This window comes from Rhizobium sp. 62_C5_N11_2, from assembly GCF_051811185.1.
GTDB classification, from domain to species: domain Bacteria; phylum Pseudomonadota; class Alphaproteobacteria; order Rhizobiales; family Rhizobiaceae; genus Rhizobium; species Rhizobium leguminosarum.
In genome coordinates this window covers 3,891,356-3,910,533 of record NZ_JBPWPW010000001.1, presented here as the reverse complement: position 1 = coordinate 3,910,533, position 19,178 = coordinate 3,891,356, and the positions used below count along the sequence as shown (strand labels likewise).

12 protein-coding genes and 1 pseudogene are annotated in these 19,178 nt (G+C 60.1%); 2 read left to right on the top strand and 11 right to left on the bottom strand.

The genetic code is table 11. The annotated features are described in order from the left end of the window. Positions 1-124 precede the first annotated feature (124 nt). Genes AB8B31_RS19245 through AB8B31_RS19215 form a run of 7 tightly spaced genes read right to left on the bottom strand, consistent with a single transcriptional unit; the run spans position 125 to position 7,337 of the window. Complete coding sequence (locus AB8B31_RS19245; protein ID WP_018446420.1) at positions 125-1,582, bottom strand: NADH-quinone oxidoreductase subunit N; 1,458 nt, start codon at positions 1,580-1,582, stop codon at positions 125-127. Then, a complete protein-coding gene (locus AB8B31_RS19240; protein ID WP_018446421.1) occupies positions 1,579-3,054 on the bottom strand; it encodes an NADH-quinone oxidoreductase subunit M in 1,476 nt (491 codons plus the stop codon). Before AB8B31_RS19240 ends, AB8B31_RS19245 begins: the two co-directional genes overlap by 4 nt. An 8-nt stretch (positions 3,055-3,062) precedes the next feature. Beyond that, entirely contained in the window at positions 3,063-4,823 is a 1,761-nt protein-coding gene (locus AB8B31_RS19235) for a Na(+)/H(+) antiporter subunit D (protein ID WP_018446422.1), read from the bottom strand. After that, positions 4,816-5,070 carry a hypothetical protein gene (locus tag AB8B31_RS19230; protein WP_018243727.1) on the bottom strand — a complete coding sequence of 85 codons (255 nt, stop codon included), beginning with the start codon at positions 5,068-5,070 and terminating at the stop codon, positions 4,816-4,818. Before AB8B31_RS19230 ends, AB8B31_RS19235 begins: the two co-directional genes overlap by 8 nt. After that, a complete protein-coding gene (locus AB8B31_RS19225; RefSeq protein ID WP_018446423.1) occupies positions 5,067-6,530 on the bottom strand; it encodes a monovalent cation/H+ antiporter subunit D family protein in 1,464 nt (487 codons plus the stop codon). Before AB8B31_RS19225 ends, AB8B31_RS19230 begins: the two co-directional genes overlap by 4 nt. A 4-nt stretch (positions 6,531-6,534) precedes the next feature. Further along, a complete protein-coding gene (nuoK, locus tag AB8B31_RS19220; protein WP_017961910.1) occupies positions 6,535-6,837 on the bottom strand; it encodes an NADH-quinone oxidoreductase subunit NuoK in 303 nt (100 codons plus the stop codon). Further along, positions 6,837-7,337: an NADH-quinone oxidoreductase subunit J gene (locus AB8B31_RS19215; protein ID WP_018446424.1), complete on the bottom strand. Its 501-nt coding sequence runs from the start codon at positions 7,335-7,337 to the stop codon at positions 6,837-6,839. Before AB8B31_RS19215 ends, nuoK begins: the two co-directional genes overlap by 1 nt. 958 nt (positions 7,338-8,295) lie before the next feature. On the opposite strand from AB8B31_RS19215, the pseudogene AB8B31_RS19210 reads away from it, so the two are divergent. Both AB8B31_RS19210 and AB8B31_RS19205 read left to right on the top strand, forming a co-directional pair. Further along, positions 8,296-8,856 (top strand): annotated as a pseudogene (locus tag AB8B31_RS19210) (phosphate acyltransferase); the annotation flags it as partial. Positions 8,857-8,892: 36 nt separating this feature from the next. Next, positions 8,893-10,071: an acetate/propionate family kinase gene (locus tag AB8B31_RS19205; protein WP_130759687.1), complete on the top strand. Its 1,179-nt coding sequence runs from the start codon at positions 8,893-8,895 to the stop codon at positions 10,069-10,071. Between the two features lie 259 nt (positions 10,072-10,330). On the opposite strand, the gene AB8B31_RS19200 is transcribed toward AB8B31_RS19205, so the two are convergent. The 4 genes from AB8B31_RS19200 to AB8B31_RS19185 all read right to left on the bottom strand — a co-directional run bounded on the left by AB8B31_RS19200 (position 10,331) and on the right by AB8B31_RS19185 (position 19,120). Further along, on the bottom strand, positions 10,331-11,650 hold the full coding sequence (locus AB8B31_RS19200; RefSeq protein WP_028734540.1) for a glucoamylase family protein: 1,320 nt from the start codon (positions 11,648-11,650) through the stop codon (positions 10,331-10,333). A gap of 5 nt (positions 11,651-11,655) precedes the next feature. Next, on the bottom strand, positions 11,656-15,549 hold the full coding sequence (locus AB8B31_RS19195) for a GH36-type glycosyl hydrolase domain-containing protein (protein ID WP_439007491.1): 3,894 nt from the start codon (positions 15,547-15,549) through the stop codon (positions 11,656-11,658). A gap of 30 nt (positions 15,550-15,579) precedes the next feature. Beyond that, a complete protein-coding gene (locus AB8B31_RS19190; protein ID WP_113544240.1) occupies positions 15,580-18,045 on the bottom strand; it encodes a phosphoketolase family protein in 2,466 nt (821 codons plus the stop codon). 406 nt (positions 18,046-18,451) lie between these two features. Continuing rightward, on the bottom strand, positions 18,452-19,120 hold the full coding sequence (locus AB8B31_RS19185) for a CBS domain-containing protein (RefSeq protein WP_018446430.1): 669 nt from the start codon (positions 19,118-19,120) through the stop codon (positions 18,452-18,454). Between the last annotated feature and the right edge of the window lie 58 nt (positions 19,121-19,178).

Genomic DNA, 19,178 nt, shown 5'->3' with positions numbered 1-19,178 from the left:
ACCGGTTACCCACTGACTGCTTTCCTCAGGCCGCGACCGTCCTGTTCAGGACCGTAATGCAGTCGCCCCGGGAAGCAACTTGGGCAATCCTTTCTTGAGCTTTGAGTTTATTCCGTCGGACAGATCATTGCAAATTCAATCGGTCAGCCGCCAACACGGAATGCTGGGCAAGTCTTAAAAACCAGGCGGGGAACAGGCCGATGCCGATGGTGCCCGCAGCAGTGAAGGCGAGCGTCGCGCGCACCAAGGGCGTCAGCGCCGGGTCGAACGTCCTTTCCGGCTCGCGCATGTAGATCACCATGACGATGCGGATATAAAAGTAGGCGGCAACAGCACTCAGCAGCACTGCGATCACCGCCAGCATGACGAACCCTCGCTCGACGAGCGCGACCAGCACGTAGAACTTGGCGAAGAACCCGGCCGTTGGCGGAATGCCGGCGAGCGAGAACAGATAGAGCAGCATCAGAAGCGCGAGCCCGGGACGGGACTTGGCGAAACCCGAGTAGTCTTCGATAACCTCGCCCGAGAAATTGCCGTTCCGCATCATGATGACAGTAGCGAAAATGCCGAGATTCATCAAAGAGTATATCAGCAGGTAGAGCATCACGCTGGCGATCCCGTCGGCACCGCCGGCCACCACGCCGAAAAGGGCGAACCCGGCATGGGCGATGCTGGAATAAGCGAGGAGCCGCTTGAAATTATCCTGCACCAGCGCCACGAAACTGCCGAGCGCCATCGTGACCACGGCAATGACCGCGACGATGATCCAAACGTCCGAGGCTGCTACCAGCGGGTTGAGGAACACCCGCAGGATCACTGCGAACCCCGCCGCCTTGGGGCCGACTGACATGAAGGCGGTGATCGTCGTCGGCGCGCCTTCATAGACGTCCGGCAACCACATATGGAACGGCACCGCGCCGACCTTGAAGACCAGCCCCGCGACGATGAAGACCACCGCCAGCAGCAATCCGGGATCGAGCGGATCGCCGGTGACCGCCGCAGCCATCCCGTCCAGCTGCGTCGTACCGGTGAGCCCGTAGACCAGCGAAACGCCGTAAAGGAAAATCCCGGTCGAGACCGCGCCAAGGATCACGTATTTCAGCGCCGCTTCGTTTGACCGCCGCTCTCGCCGCAGGAATCCGGTCAGCACATAGGTGCAGAGCACCATCAGTTCGAGGCCCACATAGATCGAGAGGAGATCGGTCGCCGAGGCCATGATCATCATTCCCGAAAGCGCAAAGAGCAGCAGGACATAGTATTCGCTGCTCCCGATCCCCTCGATATCCGCATATTTTCGCGAAAGGAGGAATGTCAGGATGGTGGCCAGGTAGAACACGAACTTGAAGAAGACCGCGAAGCGGTCGGCGACGAACATGCCCGTATAGGCCGGCCGCACCTCGCTCGAAAGAATGAGTGTCGCCAAGGCGGCAATCAGCACGATCGCGACGGAAGCCCAGACCAGGAAATATTCCTGCCCCCTGCGCACAAGCTGTCCCAGGATCAGCAGGATGCAGGCTCCAGTGATCACCACGATCTCGGGCAGGCTTGCGAGAGCCGACTGGAAAAGTGCTGCGGCGGTCATGGGCCGCTCCCCTTATCGTGCACCTGAGCCAGCAGATGCTTCACCGAGACGTCGATGATGCCGAGAAAGGGTTTCGGATAGAGCCCGACCCACAGCACTAACACGGCCAGCGGCAGGGTCGCTGCCAGCTCGCGGGCGTTCACGTCGCGTATCTTGAACCGGACGCCGACGCTGGCCGGACCAAGCGCGACTTTCCTATACATGCCAAGCAGATAGGCCGCGCCAAGCAACGCGCCCAAAACGGCGGCCGCGCCGATGGCCAGGTTGGCCGCAAACCCGCCCGACAGGACCAGCAATTCGCCGACGAACGAATTTGTTCCCGGCAGCGCCATCGACGACAGAGTGAACAGCGCAAGAAACGCGGTATAGACGGGTGCGGCCTTCATCAGCCCGCCATAATCAGCGATGCTGCGGGTATGGGTCCGCTCGTAAATCAAGCCGACGAACAGGAACAAGGCGCCCGTCGTCACGCCATGATTGAACATTTGCAGGATACCTCCTTGGAGTCCGCGGAGGTTCAGCGCAAAAATCCCCATGGTCACGAAGCCCATGTGGCTGATGCTGGAATAGGCCACCAGTTTCTTCAGATCGTCCTGTGCCAGCGCGAGCAACCCGCCATAGACGATCGCAAGCGCCGAAAGCGAAAGCATCAGTGTCGAATAATATACCGACGCCTCCGGCAGCATCGGCAGCGAGAACCGCAGGAACCCATAGGCGCCCATCTTCAGGAGCACCCCTGCAAGGATGATGCTGCCTGCCGTCGGCGCCTGCACATGGGCGTCCGGCAGCCAGGTATGGACCGGCACCATCGGCACTTTGACGGCGAAGGCGATCAGGAAGGCGAAGAACAGCCAGGACTGGACCGGGAACGGCAAATCCTGCGCTGTCAGCGCGAGGATGTCGAAGGTCTCGCCGCCGTTGAAATAGAGCACGATGACACCGATGAGGAACAGGAGGCTGCCCGCCAGCGTGTAGAGGAAGAACTTGAACGCCGCATAGATCCGGCCTTCGCCACCCCAGACGCCGATGATCAGGTACATCGGGATCAGCATCGCTTCCCAGAAAACGTAGAACAAGAACAGGTCGAGCGCGCAGAACACCCCCAGCATCAGCGCCTGCATGGAGAGCAGACTGACCATGAACGCCTTGACCTTGCGGTCGATCGCAACCCACGAGGCGAGCACACAGATCGAACCCAGCAACGCGGTCAGGAACACGAAGAGCGCGCTTATCCCGTCGATACCAAGCGCATAAGTGATCCCGAGCGCGGGCACCCAAGGGCGCTTCTCTGTGAACTGCATCTCGTGGGTCGTGGTGTCGAATCCGGCCAGCATGGCGATGCAGAGGGCGAGGTCAAGGATTGTGACACCCAGCGCTGTCCAGCGCACCGCATCGTCGCCGCGGAGAAACATCAGAACCGCTGCCCCGGCGACGGGCGTGAAAATAATGAAGCTCAGAAGCGGCAATCCCATCGCGCCCCCTACCGCCATACCACGGCGAAGACCACGGCGGCTGCGATCACACCAGCGATCATCGCCAGCGCGTAATGGGTCACGACGCCGGTCTGGAGCCGCCGGAGCCGCCCGCCGCCGCGCAGGATCGAGCGGGCGACGCCGTTCACGACGGCGTCAACGCCGGTGACATCGATCCGCAGTCCCATTCGCGCCGCCCCATGCAGGAAAGGCAACACAGCAGTCTCGGACACGTCGCTCACCGCCTTCTCGTAGCGCGCCAGCGGTTTTCCGGCGATCCACATGAAGACCCGTGCGCCCTTGCGGTAGAACCAATCGGTGTCGATGCTGATCGTGTTCTCGGGGTCGAGCGCCCTGAGGAATATGACAAAACCCAAGGCGGTGAACATCAGCACGCCAAGGCTCTCGGTGACATGGACGCCGGTGTAAGGTTCGTAGTCCACCGGATAGGGCAGAAGATCGTAAAGCGGCTGAGGGAACACCCCGATCGCGATGCAGAGCACCGCCGCCATGCCCATCGCAACCAGCATGTTGCGGGGCGGCTCCCGCGCCTCCAGCCCACGGTCGGTGCCAAAGAACATGTAGTACGGCAGCTTCAGTCCGGTGTGCAGGAACGTCCCCGCCGACGCCATCGTCAGCGCGAGCACCATCACAGCGCGGTGATCCTGTCCGGCGGCGGCCACCACCATCGACTTGGTGACGAAGCCCGAGAAGAATGGAAATGCCGAAATCGCGAAAGCGCCAACCATGTAGAGCGCCACGGTCACCGGCATGGTCTTGTAGAGCCCACCAAGCTCGGTGAGCTTGCGCCGGCCGGTGACGTAAATCACCGCCCCAGCACCCATGAACAAGAGCGCCTTGTAGAGGATATGTGCGAAGGCATGACTGGTGGCCCCGTTCACCGCCATCTCGGTGCCGATGCCGACGCCCGCCACCATGTAGCCCACCTGGCTAACGATGTGATAGGCCAGTAGCCGCCGGCAGTCGTTCTCCAGCACCGCGTAGACGACGCCGTAGAGCGCCATCGCGGTGCCGAGCCAAACGAGAAGTTCAGTTCCCGGAAACGCTCGCGCCAGCACATAGACGGCGGTCTTGGTGGTGAAGGCGCTCATGAACACCGCGCCGGTGACAGTCGCCTCCGGGTAAGCGTCGGTCAGCCAGGCGTTGAGCGGCGGCACAGCGGCGTTGAGCATGAACCCGGCAAGGATCAGGTAAGCGCCGACGCCCATCTCGCCTGCGATCGGGCCGAAGAGCAGCGAGCCAGTCGAGAGCCCGTAGAGAATGACGCCGCCAAGTAGGACGACGCCGCCAGTGATATGGACCATGAGATACCGGAACCCGGCGGCGATCGCCTGTCGGCCGCCCTGGGCGAAAACCAGATAGGCAGAGGCAAACGCCATGCCTTCCCAGAACAGGTACAAGGTCAGGTAGTCGCCGGCGAAAACCACGCCAAGCGCGCTGCCGACATAGACGAACGCAGCGACATGCTGGCCGGGGCGCGTCAGGTGCAGAGCATAGACCGTTCCGATCAGCGCCATAATGGTGAAGACCGTTGCGAAGACGATGCTCAGCTTGTCGACCTTCGCGATGAGGATTTCCTGCCCGATGAACGATGCCGCCCCGTAGCTGCCTGACTGCATGGTGAGCACGGTGAGGATCGCAAGTATCGGGATCAGCAGCAGATAGGCCTTGCGGATTGACCCGTTCAGAAAGGGGATCGGCAGGGCACCGAGAATGAACAGCAGGGCGGGATGGACGAAGTCAGTCATAATAGTCCTCGCGCCGCATGAGCCCAGCCCGATGGCCGAGGAACTTGGAAACGAAAATCAGCAGCACGCAGGATAAGAAGCCGTAGACGGCCGACCAGCCCGGCAGACGGTCCCACGGGTATTCGGCGTGTTCGCGCGGCACCAGGAAGTCGGCGATGACGATCAGGACGAGCACCAGATAGAAAAGCCGACGCCGTTCGGTCGCATACTTTCCGTCGCCAAAGAAATCGACCAAGCGCTTTATCACCTGACAACTCCTTCCGCCAAGGCGACGAAATAGTCGGGGAAGATGCCCATCGCCACCGACAGGATGGCGGTCGCAACTAGCGGGATCGTCACCATCGGAATTTCACGGACCGTTGCCGGGCTCCCTTGCGCCTCCGTCCCGAAAAAGGCGACATAGCTGACCGGCAGGAAATAAGCGGCGTTGAGGACCGAACTCGCTAGGAGCACGATCAGGAACGCGATTTCCCCCGCCTCCACCGCGCCTCGAGCCAGATACCACTTGCTCACGAACCCCGCAGTCGGTGGCACGCCGATCATGCTGAGTGAGCCGACGAAGAACGCCCCCATCGTCCAGGGCAACCGGCGGCCGATACCAGCCATGTCGCTGATGTTGCGCTTGCCAGACGCGCAATAGATCGACCCGGCGCAGAAAAACAGTGTGATCTTTGAGAATGCATGCGCCGCGATGTGGATGATCCCGCCGACCATCGCGACCGGCGAGAGCAGAACCGCGCCCAGCACGATGTAGGAGAGCTGGCTGACCGTCGAATAGGCGAGCCGCGCCTTCAGGTCGTCCCGCGTCAGGGCGTAGACCGACGCCATCAGAATCGTGAACGAGACCAGATAGGCCGTGGCGATGCCCAGTCCTAGCCCGTCCACCAGCCCCGTGCCGAACACATGGAACACCAACCGCAGCACGCAAAACACGCCCATCTTGACCACGGCCACGGCATGCAGGAGCGCACTGACCGGTGTCGGCGCCACCATCGCGGCAGGCAGCCATGCGTGCATCGGCATCACCGCAGCCTTGGCGAAGCCGAAGAGGTAGCAGAAATAGACGACTGTCAGCAGCGCCGCCGAAGCATCGCTCCCTGCCAGCAGGCCCCCCGTGACAAAGTCGAGCGATCCCGCAATGTGGTAGGTCAGCGCCAGCGCGGCGAGAAGCACGCTCTTTGACGCTCCCATCAAATAGACCAGGTACTTGCGGCTGCCCGTCCATCCCTCTTCGTCTTCGTGGTGGTAAACGAGCGGATAGGTAACGAGGGTGAGCATCTCGTAGAAGATTACCAGCGTGAACAGATTGGCGGCGAAGGCGCCTCCGACCGCTGCCGCGAGACTGGCGGCAAAGCAGGCGAAGAACCGGGTCTGCGCATGCTCGTTCAAGTGCCGCATGTAGCCGATGGAATAGATCGCCGCGACAATCCACAGCAGCGACGAGACGGTGGCAAACACCATGCCGAGCGCATCGACCCGGAAAGCCAAGTCAATCCCCGGCAGAACCTCAAATAGGCGCAATTCGACCGTCCCGCCCGCCAGCACCGTGGGCGCCATCGAGACGACAATTGCGAACATGGCGATTGCCGCCAATGGCGAGACGATATCGCGGAGTTTCTCGCGGTTGTTCAGGAGAAGAACTGCAAGGGCCGCCAGGCCCGCGACGGCGACGGCAAGTAGCGGCCGGATCGATACCACCGGGTCCAAGCCTCTATCCTTTCATCATGGTCACGTCGTCGACCTTGAGGGTAGATTTGTTCCTCACGAGGGCGACCAGGATTCCGAGGGCGACGGCAACCTCCGCCGCGGTGATTGCGATGACGAAGATCGCGAAAATCTGACCGCGGAAATCGGCGTAGTAACGCCCGAAAGCGATGAAATTGATGTTGACCGAGTTGAGCAACAGCTCCAGCGACATCAGCACGACCAGAATGTTGCGCCTGAGCAGCACGCCCGCCGCTCCGATCACGAACAGCGCCACTCCGAGCAAAATATACCACCAGAGCGGAACCATCACCGCTGCTCCTTCTGCGCCAGCACGATGGCCCCGATCAGGGCGGCCAGCAGGATGACGGACGCAACTTCAAACGGCAGGAGATAGTCGGCGAACAGCGTTGTGCTGAGCTGCCTGACCTGATCGCCACCGCGCACGGTGACGGGCTGCGTGAGCGAAAAGCGGCCGCTCCAGAGCACCAGCGCAACCATCTCGATCCCAAGCAGGACGAGCAACACCAGAGCCGCCATGTTGCCGCCCGGCAAGAACCGTTGCAAGACCGCTTCGCGCACATCGATCATCATGATCACGAAGACGAACAGGACCATAATCGCGCCGACATAGACAAAGATCTGGATGACCGCGAGCAGCGGCGCCTCGAGCAAGACGAAGATTGCCGATATCTGCAGGAAGCACGCCATCAATGCCAATGCGCTGTGAACCGGATTCCGGGCCAAGACCAGCGTCAAGGCGGTGATCACGGACACCGTAGCGAACAGAAGAAAGAACCCCTGATCCATCGACGCCGACCCTCCGACGCGAACTGCTACCCGGCGCGAGACGGCCGGATTTGAGATTGCGCCGCAACTTCCGATGCGTTCAAAAATTGTGCCCTAAAATCGGATTTTTCACAAGATTATTGTCATTGGCGGAGCAAGACCGGGTCGGTCCGGATGTGGCGGAGGTCGCTTGCGAAGCGCGCGCTTTCGATAGCGCCGTACCGATTTTATTGTTCCATAGGCAAATGGCTTGAGCCGGTCGGTACCGACGTTTTGTTACGGCGTAGTGGGAAATTTCTTCCAAATAACACCGGCTGTTCCGCCGAAGTTACAAGTCTCAGTGGCTTCGGGCCCCCGCAACCAAATCTTTCCCTCCAAAAATCAAAACGCTCCTCGTGGAGCAGCCCGCTCGGCGGGCAATCGAGTCACTGGATCGATTGCTTATTGGAAGCCGCTGGCAAACACGCATGCCCGTAGGGCCGCCGGCAATGAGATCGAGGACGAACATCGCTCCGCCGCTGCGGCCCGACTTTCGGAGATCAATCTCGCGAACTACCGCGTCTTTGCCTAGCCAGCCGTCCGGGCGGCCATTACGCCGCCGGTGGCCGATGCGGCATCCCCACCCCTTGCGCCTCGGCTACGAAAGTCGTGCCAGCGCAGGTCGATTGACGCTGGCTGGGTTCAAGACGATGATGCGAGAACAGTATTTCGTCCTCTTGATCGACGAGCCCGGGTCCTTGGGACAATTCCGGCACTCCTGCCGGCGGACATGGACGAGCGCCGAAAGGCCATCGAGGCCCTGCGCGAGCTGCTGGTGTCGTCGGGCGTTGGAAGCCGGCGGGAGCCGATTGCCTCGATCGTGTGGCCGAGCTGTTCAGCCTCGGCAAGGAGGAATTCGGCAGCAACCCAGTCCGCGGACCGGCAAGCAAGAGCGCTCGCGTTCGCAACGCATCCTGATCGAAGCAGAGGGAGCTTCCCAATGACCGACCTTTCCACGACCAAACCTGAACAATCAAAATACGACCGACTGATTGCCGCTGCACGGGAGGTTGCGCCTGCCGTCACGATCGTGGCGCATCCCTGCGACGAGACGTCATTGCAGGGCGCGCTTGACGCCGAGAACAGACTGATCGTACCAGTCCTGGTGGAGCCCGCCGCAAGAATTCAGACGGTGGCCGCGGAGAATGGGCTTGATCTGAAAGAGCACGAAATCGTCGACGTTCCAAATAGCCACGCCGCTGCGGCGAAGGCAGTCGTCCTGGTACGAGAGGGAAAGGGCGAGTTCCTCATGAAGGGCAGCCTCCATACGGACGAACTGATGCGCGACATCACGGCCCCCGCCACCGGCCTGCGCACCGAACGCCGCGTCAGCCATATCTTCGTGATGGATGTGCCTGACCACGCCGACACGCTCTTCATCACCGACGCGGCGATCAACATCTCTCCCGACCTCGATGTTAAACGCGACATCGTGCAGAATGCAATCGACCTCTGGACGACGGTCGGGCTCGGTCAGCCCCGTGTGGTGATCCATTCCGCCGCCCGGCGGCGTGTGACACAAGTGGCGGCCTGAACCATGGACGCGATCCTTGTCGTCAACGCCGGCTCGTCAAGCCTAAAGTTCCAGATCTTTGAGATCGCCGACACCGGCCCCAATTGCCGCATTCGCGGCCAGATCGATGGCATCGGAGTACGGCCCCGTCTAGCGGCGAGCGCCGCCGACGGAACGGTCCTGGTTGATCGTCGATATGCGCCGGAGGTAGTCGACCACCTGCCGGCGGCAATCGCTGAAATCCGTGCGTGGTTGCTGACCCTTAAGGGTTTCACGCTCCGTGCCACTGGTCATCGCGTCGTTCATGGCGGCCCGGACTATGCGAAACCGATCCTCATAGACCGCGACACACTCGACAAGCTTGCGACTTTCCAGGAGCTTGCTCCGCTGCACCAGCCGAACAACCTCGCGCCGATCCGCCTCGCGATGGAAATCAATCCGGATGTGCCGCAGGTCGCCTGTTTCGACACCGCTTTCCATCGCGGCCACGCCCCGCATACTGATTGCTACGCCTTACCCTGGGACTACTACGAGCACGGAGTACGACGATACGGCTTTCATGGCCTGTCCTACGAATACATTGCCGAGCGGTTGGCCGAAGTCGCGCCCGGAATCGCCGGTGGACGCATCATAGTTGCCCACCTCGGCAGCGGTGCGTCCATGTGCGCGCTGATGGACGGACGCAGCCTTGAGACTACGATGGGCTTCACGGCACTCGATGGCTTGCCGATGAGCACCCGCCCGGGCCAGATGGATCCCGGCATCGTGCTATACCTGCTCGATCACAGAGGAATGACCATGGGGGAGGTTACTGACCTTCTCTACAGGGCGTCCGGTCTGAAGGGGCTGTCAGGCATTTCGGCCGACATGCGCGATCTTCTTGCCAGCGATGACCCGCGTGCGGCCCTCGCCATCAATCACTTCGTCCATCGCTGTGCGCTCAGTGCCGGCATGCTTGCCGCCGCGCTTGGAGGTCTTGACGCTTTCGTCTTTACGGCTGGCGTCGGGGAGAATTCGCCGCCAATCCGCGCTCGCATCGCCGAACGGCTTGCCTGGCTGGGAGCCGAACTCGATCCCGCGGCCAACGAAGCGGGCGCGGTGCTCATTTCCACTTCTGCGAGCCGCGTCGCGCTCTACGTCCTGCCGACGGATGAGGAACTGATGATCGCCCGCCACACGCTTGCACTCATAACAGCACCCTGAAACCGATGTAATGCGCATGATCAACCCTTTCGGCCCGAGAAGCGCCGCGCGCCCAATCACTGGGTAGGAGCTCTATGTGGACGGCGGCTATCATATTGTCGACTGAGCATGCGGCGAACAAAACAGCCGCCGACCCCTTGATCCCGCCAAGTTGAAGTAATCCAGCTCGCCTTCGCATGCCCGGAAGATACCAATTGACAACGAAGGCGAGAGTTGGCATCCGCGGGCGTGAGGCGATAGAATCCAAGCGGCATCCAATCTAAAGCCAGCCCCCTGAAAATCCCGCACGTCTCAACCCGGTCACGATGGGCTTGCATTGGCGCATGATGTTCCAGAGCAAGCCGGTCCGATAGTTTTCGATCATCAGCACCACCGGTCCTTGGTCGATGCCGAAGTGATAAGGGCTTACCCACCATCCGGCTTGACTGTTTTCCACCGCATATGTCTGGTTAAACGACGGTTTGAAGCCGTAAAGCCGCGTCATACCGAGCTTCATCCGCGCAAAGTTGCGGACAGTTGGCACGACAATCTCCGGCGCGAACGGCAGCGAGGCGACAACGACCCATGGCGCGATAGTCCCATCGTCAGGTCCGAAAGGAGCCCCGCGGGCTACGTAGTCGAAGAACTCCCGATCGACCCCATCTATCGTCCGCTTACCCCAACCCGGGCCGTCGCATGCGGTGAACCCCCAACAATGTTCGCCATACCCTACAAAGTTCATCGGGTTGCGGATTGCGTATTGTTGCTGGATATATGTCGCATGCCGACTGTTTTCGAAATAGTCGGTGTCATGGTGGCGCATGAACGCATCGCGGATGCCTCGAAAGTCTATCCACATGTGCGACAGTTGATGGGTAAAAAGCGGTCCTGAATACAACAACTCGCGGCCGTAGATATTCCGCCATTCGTAGGTTTCGGTGTAGGCGGCATAGCACTCGGGCGGCAAAGGGTGAGTTGGGGATCCCAGACCAATGATGTAGAGCAGCAGGCCTTCATCATAGCCACGCCATCGATAGGGAATGAAACCGCTCTCCGGACGCCAGCCATGCGTTAAAGTTGCACCGCCATCGCAGGCCCAATTCCAGTCGGCACGCTCGTAAAGCGCCATCGCGAGCTGGCGGATTTCAGCCTCAGCGGCCGTGTCGCCATCAAAGTAGGTGGCAACGGTCAAGGCACCTGCGAACAGGAAAGCCGAGTCGATTGTCGACAACTCGCATTGCCAAACCCGGCGCCCCGTTTCGATGTCTAGAAAGTGATAAAAAAACCCTTTGTAGCCGGATGAATCCGGCTCCGGCCCCTGCGGGCATGCCATCAGGTATCTCAAGCGATTGCGGGTGATCTTTGCCGCAAATTCGCGGATGAGGACGCCGCGTTCTACAACCACGGGGATGGTCGCCAACGCCATGCCAATCGCCGCGATGCTTGCCGGGGCGTTCGGTTCTGTCTTGTCGCGCACCAGGCCGTTGTCCGGGTTTGTGCATTGGAGATAGTACAAAAGAGTGGTGAATTGCAGCCGAGCGAGGTCCTGGTCCGTTGGCATGCGGTCGAGATCAGCGTCGGTTGAGAGCATTTCGGGCATGGCCGCTAACCAACTATGATGTGGACGTTATGCATGCGTCCGTCATCCACAAGCGAGACGGCTTCGTTCGCGACTGGTTCACCGTCCAGAGTGACGGAGTGCACGCCTCGGCCGATGCCCTTCGCGTTGTCGAAACGGATGCGGTAGGTCGCTGATCGATATCGGTATGCGATCTCATAGGCCGGCCAGCCTGCCGGAACGCACGGCTCGAACCGCAGAAACGGCCCTTGCTGGCGAAAGCCGAGGATTGCCTCGAGCGCTACGCGGTAGAACCAGCTGGCCGATCCGGTGTACCAGGTCCATCCACCGCGCCCAGTGTGTGGCGGCGCGCCATAGATATCGGCGCTGACCGCATATGGTTCCACCTTGTAGCGTTCGACTTGATCTCGCGTGGCGCCATGACAAATCGGATTGATCAGGTTCCAAAGCTTTAAGGTGAGATCGCCGTCGCCTTGCAAAGCGGTCGCCCAGACAACCCAGGTTGCCGCATGCGTGTATTGGCCGCCATTTTCACGGATGCCCGGGACATAGCCCTTGATGTAGCCGGGCTGTAGCAAGCCTTCGTCAAAAGGCGGGTCGAAGAGTTTGATCAGCTTGTCCTCTTGGCGTACCAGCCGGTCGTGGACCGCACGCATCGCGTTTGAAGCTCGTCCAGCATCGGCTTCGCCCGAAATGACAGCCCAGGCCTGCGGGATGGCGTCGATCTGGCATTCGTCGTTCAGGTCCGACCCGAGCGGCGTGCCATCGTCAAAATAGGCCCGGCGATACCAACCACCGTCCCAGGCGTTGGCCTCAAGGGCTGTGCGCAGCGCCTCGACTCGCTCGCGGCACCAGGCGGCTCTGCTTTGATCTCCACGCGACACTGAAATCTCGGCAAATGATTTCAGGACCGTGAGGAAGAACCAGCCGTTCCAGACGCTCTCTCCCTTGCCTTCGGCGCCGACCTTGTTCATGCCGTCGTTCCAGTCACCGGTTCCCATGAGAGGAAGGTCGTGGCTGCCCAATCGATAGCCATGCTCCAGCGCACGGATGCAATGCTCGTAGATGGAGCCGGACTGTTCGCTGGTCGCCGGCTGGCTGAAGTCTTCCTCCTGGTCTTCTTTCAACACCGGCGACGTGATGAAGGGAACCATCTCATCAAGCAGTTGAACGTCGCCCGTCGTGGACACGTAGTGGTGAACGACCAGAGGCAAGAAATAGAGGTCATCGGTGATCCGGGTACGCACGCCGATACCGGATGGAGGATGCCACCAGTGCTGGACGTCCCCCTCCTCAAATTGCCGTGCTGCCGATCGCAGGATCTGGGAGCGGGCCTCGCTCGGAGCGCTGTAGACCAGAGCCATCACGTCCTGGAGCTGATCCCTGAAGCCGTAAGCGCCTCCGGACTGATAATTGGATGTACGCGCCCAGACACGGCACGCCAGAACCTGGTACAGCAACCAGCGGTTCATCATCAAGTTCATCCCGACATCGGGCGTGGTCACCTGGATCGAGTTTAGAATATCGTCCCACTGGCGGACAACAGCCGACAGGCTACTGACCGCACGCTCGGAGTCGGCATGCTCGTGGACCAGCCTGCGGACTTCATCGAGGTCGGTAGTCTCTCCCAAGACAAAGACGATTTCTCTGCTTTCGCCGGGTGACAAGGAGATATCCACCATCAGCGCAGCGCAGGGATCCAGCAATGGACCGAACCGTTCTGCAAGATTGGCTCGCAGCATAGCCGCTGGCTGAAATACGGAACCATAGTTGCCAAGAAACTCCGCGCGGTCAGATGTCGCCGAGCGCGCCGGCTGACTGGCGGCTGCGAAAGCCAGCTTCCCGGCAAAGGCTCCGCCCCAGGGGTTTCTGGCGACGATGGCGCCCGACCGCGTATCCCGCGTGCAGACAATCCGCGTCGCCGCGTCTTCGCGGTGGGTCCCAAGTACCCACTCAGCGAAATAGGTTGCGGTGACGTGCCGAGCCCGAACATCATTGTTAGTAAGCCTGAGACGAATGATCTTGACCGGATCGTTGAGTGAAACGGAGACCGTCAGCTCTTGATCGAGGTGACGGCAGTGACCGATATAACGGCTGTAGCCTTGGCCGTGTCGAACGGTCACCGCCGCACCAGGACCGATGGGCAGGGGTGTCGGCGTCCAGATATCTCCGGTTTCCTCATCCCGCAAATAGAGGACTTCGCCCGGCGCATCCGTAACCGGGTCGTTCGACCACGGTGTTAGCCGGTTCATCTGGCTATTCTCCGACCATGTGTAGCCGAGACCGGCTTCAGTCGTCAGACAGCCAAAATGCGGGTTTGCGATCACGTTGCTCCAAGGCGCAGGCGGCAGGGCGGCGGCTTGGGGTTTCAGCGCGCTCACGTGCACCACATACTCCTGTCCATCGGCTGTGAAGCCGCCGAACCCATTCCAGTATTGCAAATCCTCGGCTGGTTTAGGCGGAGGGGCTGTGGGTTGCTCGCTCAGCCCAGTGGTGATGGTGGGCGAAAGAGGTGACGTGGCCGGGAAGGGCCGGTTGAGTTGATCGCTGAGTTCACCGCCGGTTCCCAGCAGAACGATGCGCGCCGCCGCGGCGATGGTCGCCAGGTGGTCGCTTTCGGTACCGGGCTCGGAAAGGATAAAGATTCCGCCGGGTTTGCCGATCATGTCCGCTTGCGGGCCTGATTGCAGCTTTTCGGCCAGCCGCTTGGCGCTTTCTGCACCACCCCCGTCAAGCAGGATCAGGTCAAATCTCAAGCCCCTCCGTCGAGCGAAATCATGGCCCATCGTCACCTGGCGAACGAGCGCATGATCCCCATCGCCATCCGCGCGGACCAGCACGATCGGGAGGTCGCCGGAGATACCTTGAACCCAGAGAGCCGCTTGATCCCATCGATCTCTCGGGATAACGGGCGCCTGCCTCATGGCCTGGTTCGCAAATGCGACGCTCCCGGCCAGCCGATTGAACAGCGAGATATCGTCGGGCTTCAGGTTCAGTGTCCGGAGCTCGCTTTCGTATTTCCTTGACGCATCGGAGAAAGCTCGTTCGACCGCGTCGAACTTGGCGTATCTCTCGGCGATGCGCTGCACGGCCGACTGATCGTCTGCCGCTCCTGTGACAAAGGCGACGCGCGCGTCGGCGCCTGGCGCCAGACGAACCGTTCGCCGCAGACAGAAAATCGGGTCGAGGACAGGGCCGGTTGTTCCGGAGAGCGATGCGCCCACGTCGAATACCGAGGGGTTGGTTATCGTCCGGCCTCGGCCAAGAAATCTCAGCCGATCGGTTTCATATTCGGCCGCTTCGGCAGACGGCACGTTCGATGAGGAAACGTGAACTGCCCAAGTGGCTTTCTCCCCGGCAGCACGTGGCCTGCGGCGGGCAAACAGAGCGCCTGTCGCCTCGTCAAACCGGGTTTCTATAAATAGCTTGGCAAAACCCGGATGCGCCATATCCGCGCGACGATTGATCAGGCAGACCTCGGCATAGCTTGTCAGTTCGAGGGTTCGTTCCCGTGTACCATGATTCATGATCATGAGCACACGCACCTCCGCGTCCACATCGGACGCGACACAGATCTTCGAGACGATTTCAATGTCACCGGCGTGACAGAAAAATTCGGCCCTGTCTCCGTGAAAGGCGTGCTTGTAGACATTTAAACGGCGAAATATTGGCTGCTTTCCGATGGACCAGAGATCGTTGTCCGTCAGATCCCTGATATAACAAAATTGGCCCCAGCAATCGCGGGTGCTGTCCTCGCGCCACCGGGTAATGTCCAGGCCTTGCCACATTCCGTAACCGGCCCCGGCGGCCGTGACCAGCACACTATACCGATCGTTGGAAAGCAAGGCGACCGCGGAGCCGGGATTCGCCGGCTCCGCGATATTGTCATGTCGTGCTGCGTCGGACGTGCTCGTTGCCACTGGAACCTCCGTTCGATTGGACGCCGCCGCTCAAGCATTATCCCCTTCGGTCGAGGTTCTTTGGGACCTTCCCGGCTGGCCTTTCGAGCCCCATTTCCAGCCGCTGATTGCTGGCATGTCGTCGCCGTATTTCTCGATGTATTGCCTGTGTTCGATCAGCTTCTCGCGAATTGCCTGTTTGAAATAGGCAGCGCGCGCACCGAGTTGCGGCAGCCGGTCGATGACGTCCTCGACCAGATGGAAACGGTCCATTTCATTCAGGACCACCATGTCGAACGGCGTCGTCGTCGTTCCTTCTTCCTTGTAGCCGCGGACGTGTAGATTGCCGTGATTGGTACGGCGGTAGGTGAGCCGGTGAATGAGCCACGGATAGCCGTGGAAGGCGAAGATGATCGGCTTGTTCTTGGTGAACAGTGCATCGAAATCGCGATCCGGCAGCCCGTGTGGATGCTCGGATGGCGGTTGAAGTTTCATCAGGTTCACCACGTTGATGACGCGGACTTTCAGTTCCGGCAGGTGCTCCCGGATCAGCTCGACTGCCGCCAGCGTCTCAACTGTTGGAACATCGCCACAACATGCCATCACGACGTCTGGCTCACTTCCCTTGTCGTTGCTTGCCCATTCCCAAATGCCGAGACCCTCGCTGCAATGCTTGATGGCCTGATCCATCGTGAGCCACTGCGGGGCGGGCTGCTTGCCTGCGACAACGACGTTGACGTAGTTGCGGCTGCGCAAGCAGTGATCCGTCACCGAGAGCAATGTATTGGCGTCCGGCGGCAGATAGACCCGGACAACCTCCGCCTTCTTGTTGACCACGTGATCGATGAACCCCGGGTCCTGATGGCTAAAGCCATTGTGGTCTTGCCGCCAGACGTGGGAACTCAGGAAGTAGTTAAGCGAGGCGACCGATCGCCGCCATGGAATGTCGTTGCACACCTTCAGCCATTTGGCGTGCTGGTTGAACATCGAGTCGATGATATGGATGAAAGCTTCATAACAGGAAAAGAAGCCATGCCGGCCGGTCAGCAGGTAACCTTCCAGCCAACCTTGGCATTGATGCTCGCTGAGCACCTCCATCACTCTGCCATCGGGCGACAGATGATCATCTTCCGGATAGATCTCCGCCATGTAGCAGCGGTCGGTGACCTCCAATACATCCTGCCAGCGATTGGAGTTGTTCTCATCGGGGCTGAACAGTCGGAAGTTCTTGCTGTCCATGTTCATCTTCATGATATCACGGAGAAACTTACCCATCACCCGCGCCGCCTCGGTGTGGGTTTGCCCGGGCCTTGGAACGGAGACTGCGTAGTCGCGGAAGTCGGGCATCTTCAGGTCCCGCAACAGCAATCCACCATTGGCATGCGGATTGTCGCTCATCCGACGATGCCCCACGGGGGCCAGCGCCGCCAGCTCTGGCTTGAAGCGGCCATTGTCGTCAAACAGTTCCTCTGGGCGGTAGCTCTTCATCCATTCCTGCAGGATTTGGATGTGCTCCAACTTGTCCATGTCGCCCATCGGCACCTGGTGCGCCCGCCAGTAGTCCTCGCACTTCTTACCGTCGATCTCGGGGGGGCAGGTCCAGCCTTTCGGCGTGCGGAAAACGATCATCGGCCACATCGGACGTTTCACGTTGCCCTTGGTGCGGGCTGCTGCCCATATTTCCTGGATATCCGTCACTGCTGTGTCGAGCACGCCGGCCAATTGCTGGTGCACGCTTTCTGGGTCACTGCCTTCGACGAAATATGGCGTGTAACCCATGCCTTCGAAGAATTTCCTTAGCTCTTCACGGGGAATGCGGGCCAGGAAGCACGGGTTGGCGATCTTGTAGCCGTTCAGATGCAGGATCGGCAGCACGCAGCCGTCGCGAGCCGGATTGAGGAACTTGTTGCCGTGCCATCCCGTCGCAAGCGGCCCCGTTTCGGCTTCCCCGTCGCCGACAACGCAAGCGACAATCAGATCCGGGTTGTCGAACGCCGCCCCGTAGGCGTGGCTAAGGGCATAGCCCAGCTCGCCGCCCTCGTGGATGCTGCCGGGGGTTTCCGGCGCAACATGGCTGGGGATGCCGCCGGGGAAGCTGAACTGCTTGAACAGCTTCTTCATGCCTTCGTCGTCTTGGCCGATATTGGGATAGACTTCGCTGTAGGTGCCTTCGAGATAGGCGTGTGCAACCAGCGACGGTCCGCCATGTCCGGGTCCGATGACGTAGATCATTTCAAGATCATCGCGTTTGATCACGCGGTTGAGGTGCACGTAAAGCATGTTCAAGCCCGGCGACGTGCCCCAATGGCCAAGCAGCCGTGGCTTTATATGCTCGCGTTTCAATGGTTTTTTCAGCAGCGGATTGTCGAGAAGATAGATCTGACCCACCGACAGATAGTTCGATGCCCGCCAATAGGCGTCCATCGACTGTAATTCTTTTTTCGAAAGGGGGCCGCCCGTTGCTATCTTCTTGTGTATGGCGACCTTTGCGTCTCCAGTCGTCTTGAGCGAAACCATGGTATCTCCTCCTCTGAGCCCAGATTGCTACGGTAAGATCTTCCAAGGCGAGAAATCGTCGAGTTTTTAAATGCCAGGAGTTTTTAAGTGCCAGCGATTGAAGAGGGCGGTGCGATGCTTGGCGGAAGGAATGCTAAGCGCGAGGCATAATCTGCCCCGCGATCGTTATCGACCGAATATGCGATATGGTGCCCGTTTCAATCAGCCTAAGGCGCTGGCACGCCGTTGCGGCGGTCCATCACCAATGCCTCCAGCTCCTATGTATCGCCCTGCCGTCGAAAACGGCTTCGTGCCAGGCTGTCTATGCGTAAGAGCTAATACTCTCACGAAACGCGTCTGAAGCACAGTCAAATTCGAAGGTGTCTGAGGTTTAATCCGAAGCCGATGGCAAAGAGCCCGCTGACTCTCACGGACGATCGCCGGAGAAGTGTTCAACCACTCGCGTCACGCCCCTGACACTTTCGGCAGCGACGCGCGCTGCCCTCTTGCATTCCTCCGTGTCGATGCTTCCCCACAGGTGGGCCACACCGTCAGTAACCGTTACGGCCATGTCTTTTCCTAGAAGACTTGAATTTTCGCTGAGGCGTATCGCAATGCTGCGACGGATGGCCTCGTCACCTGGTGCGGTTTCATCACGATCGGCAGCAACGATCGCCTTCAGCAGATCTGCACGACTGATGATGCCAATCGGCACGCCATCTCTCATCACGGGAATACGTTTTATCCGGTGTTTCTGCATCAAGGCTGAGACCTGGCCCAGAGACGTGTCCTCGCCTACGACGACCGGGTCGCGGCTCATGACGTCGGCAACTTTCCACGCGTTGCTCTTGACGTAAGCCGTGGCTTTCTCTTCGGCGGTAAGGGCAAACGTTCCGAGTTCGGCGGCGGCTGCCCCTCCTAACTCCGTTCTCCGCAGCAGATCACCTTCACTGAGGATCCCGATCAGGCGACCCGCATCGTCGATGACCGGGACGCCACTAACCTGATTTGCGAGCATGATTTCGGCGGCTCGCCGAACGCTGTTATCCGGTGATACACCGACAAGCTTCGTGGTCATCACATCTTTGACTAGCATCTCCGCACGACCTTCCCCCAAAGAGGGCAACGAGGATTTGCTAAATTAAACCTGTTGC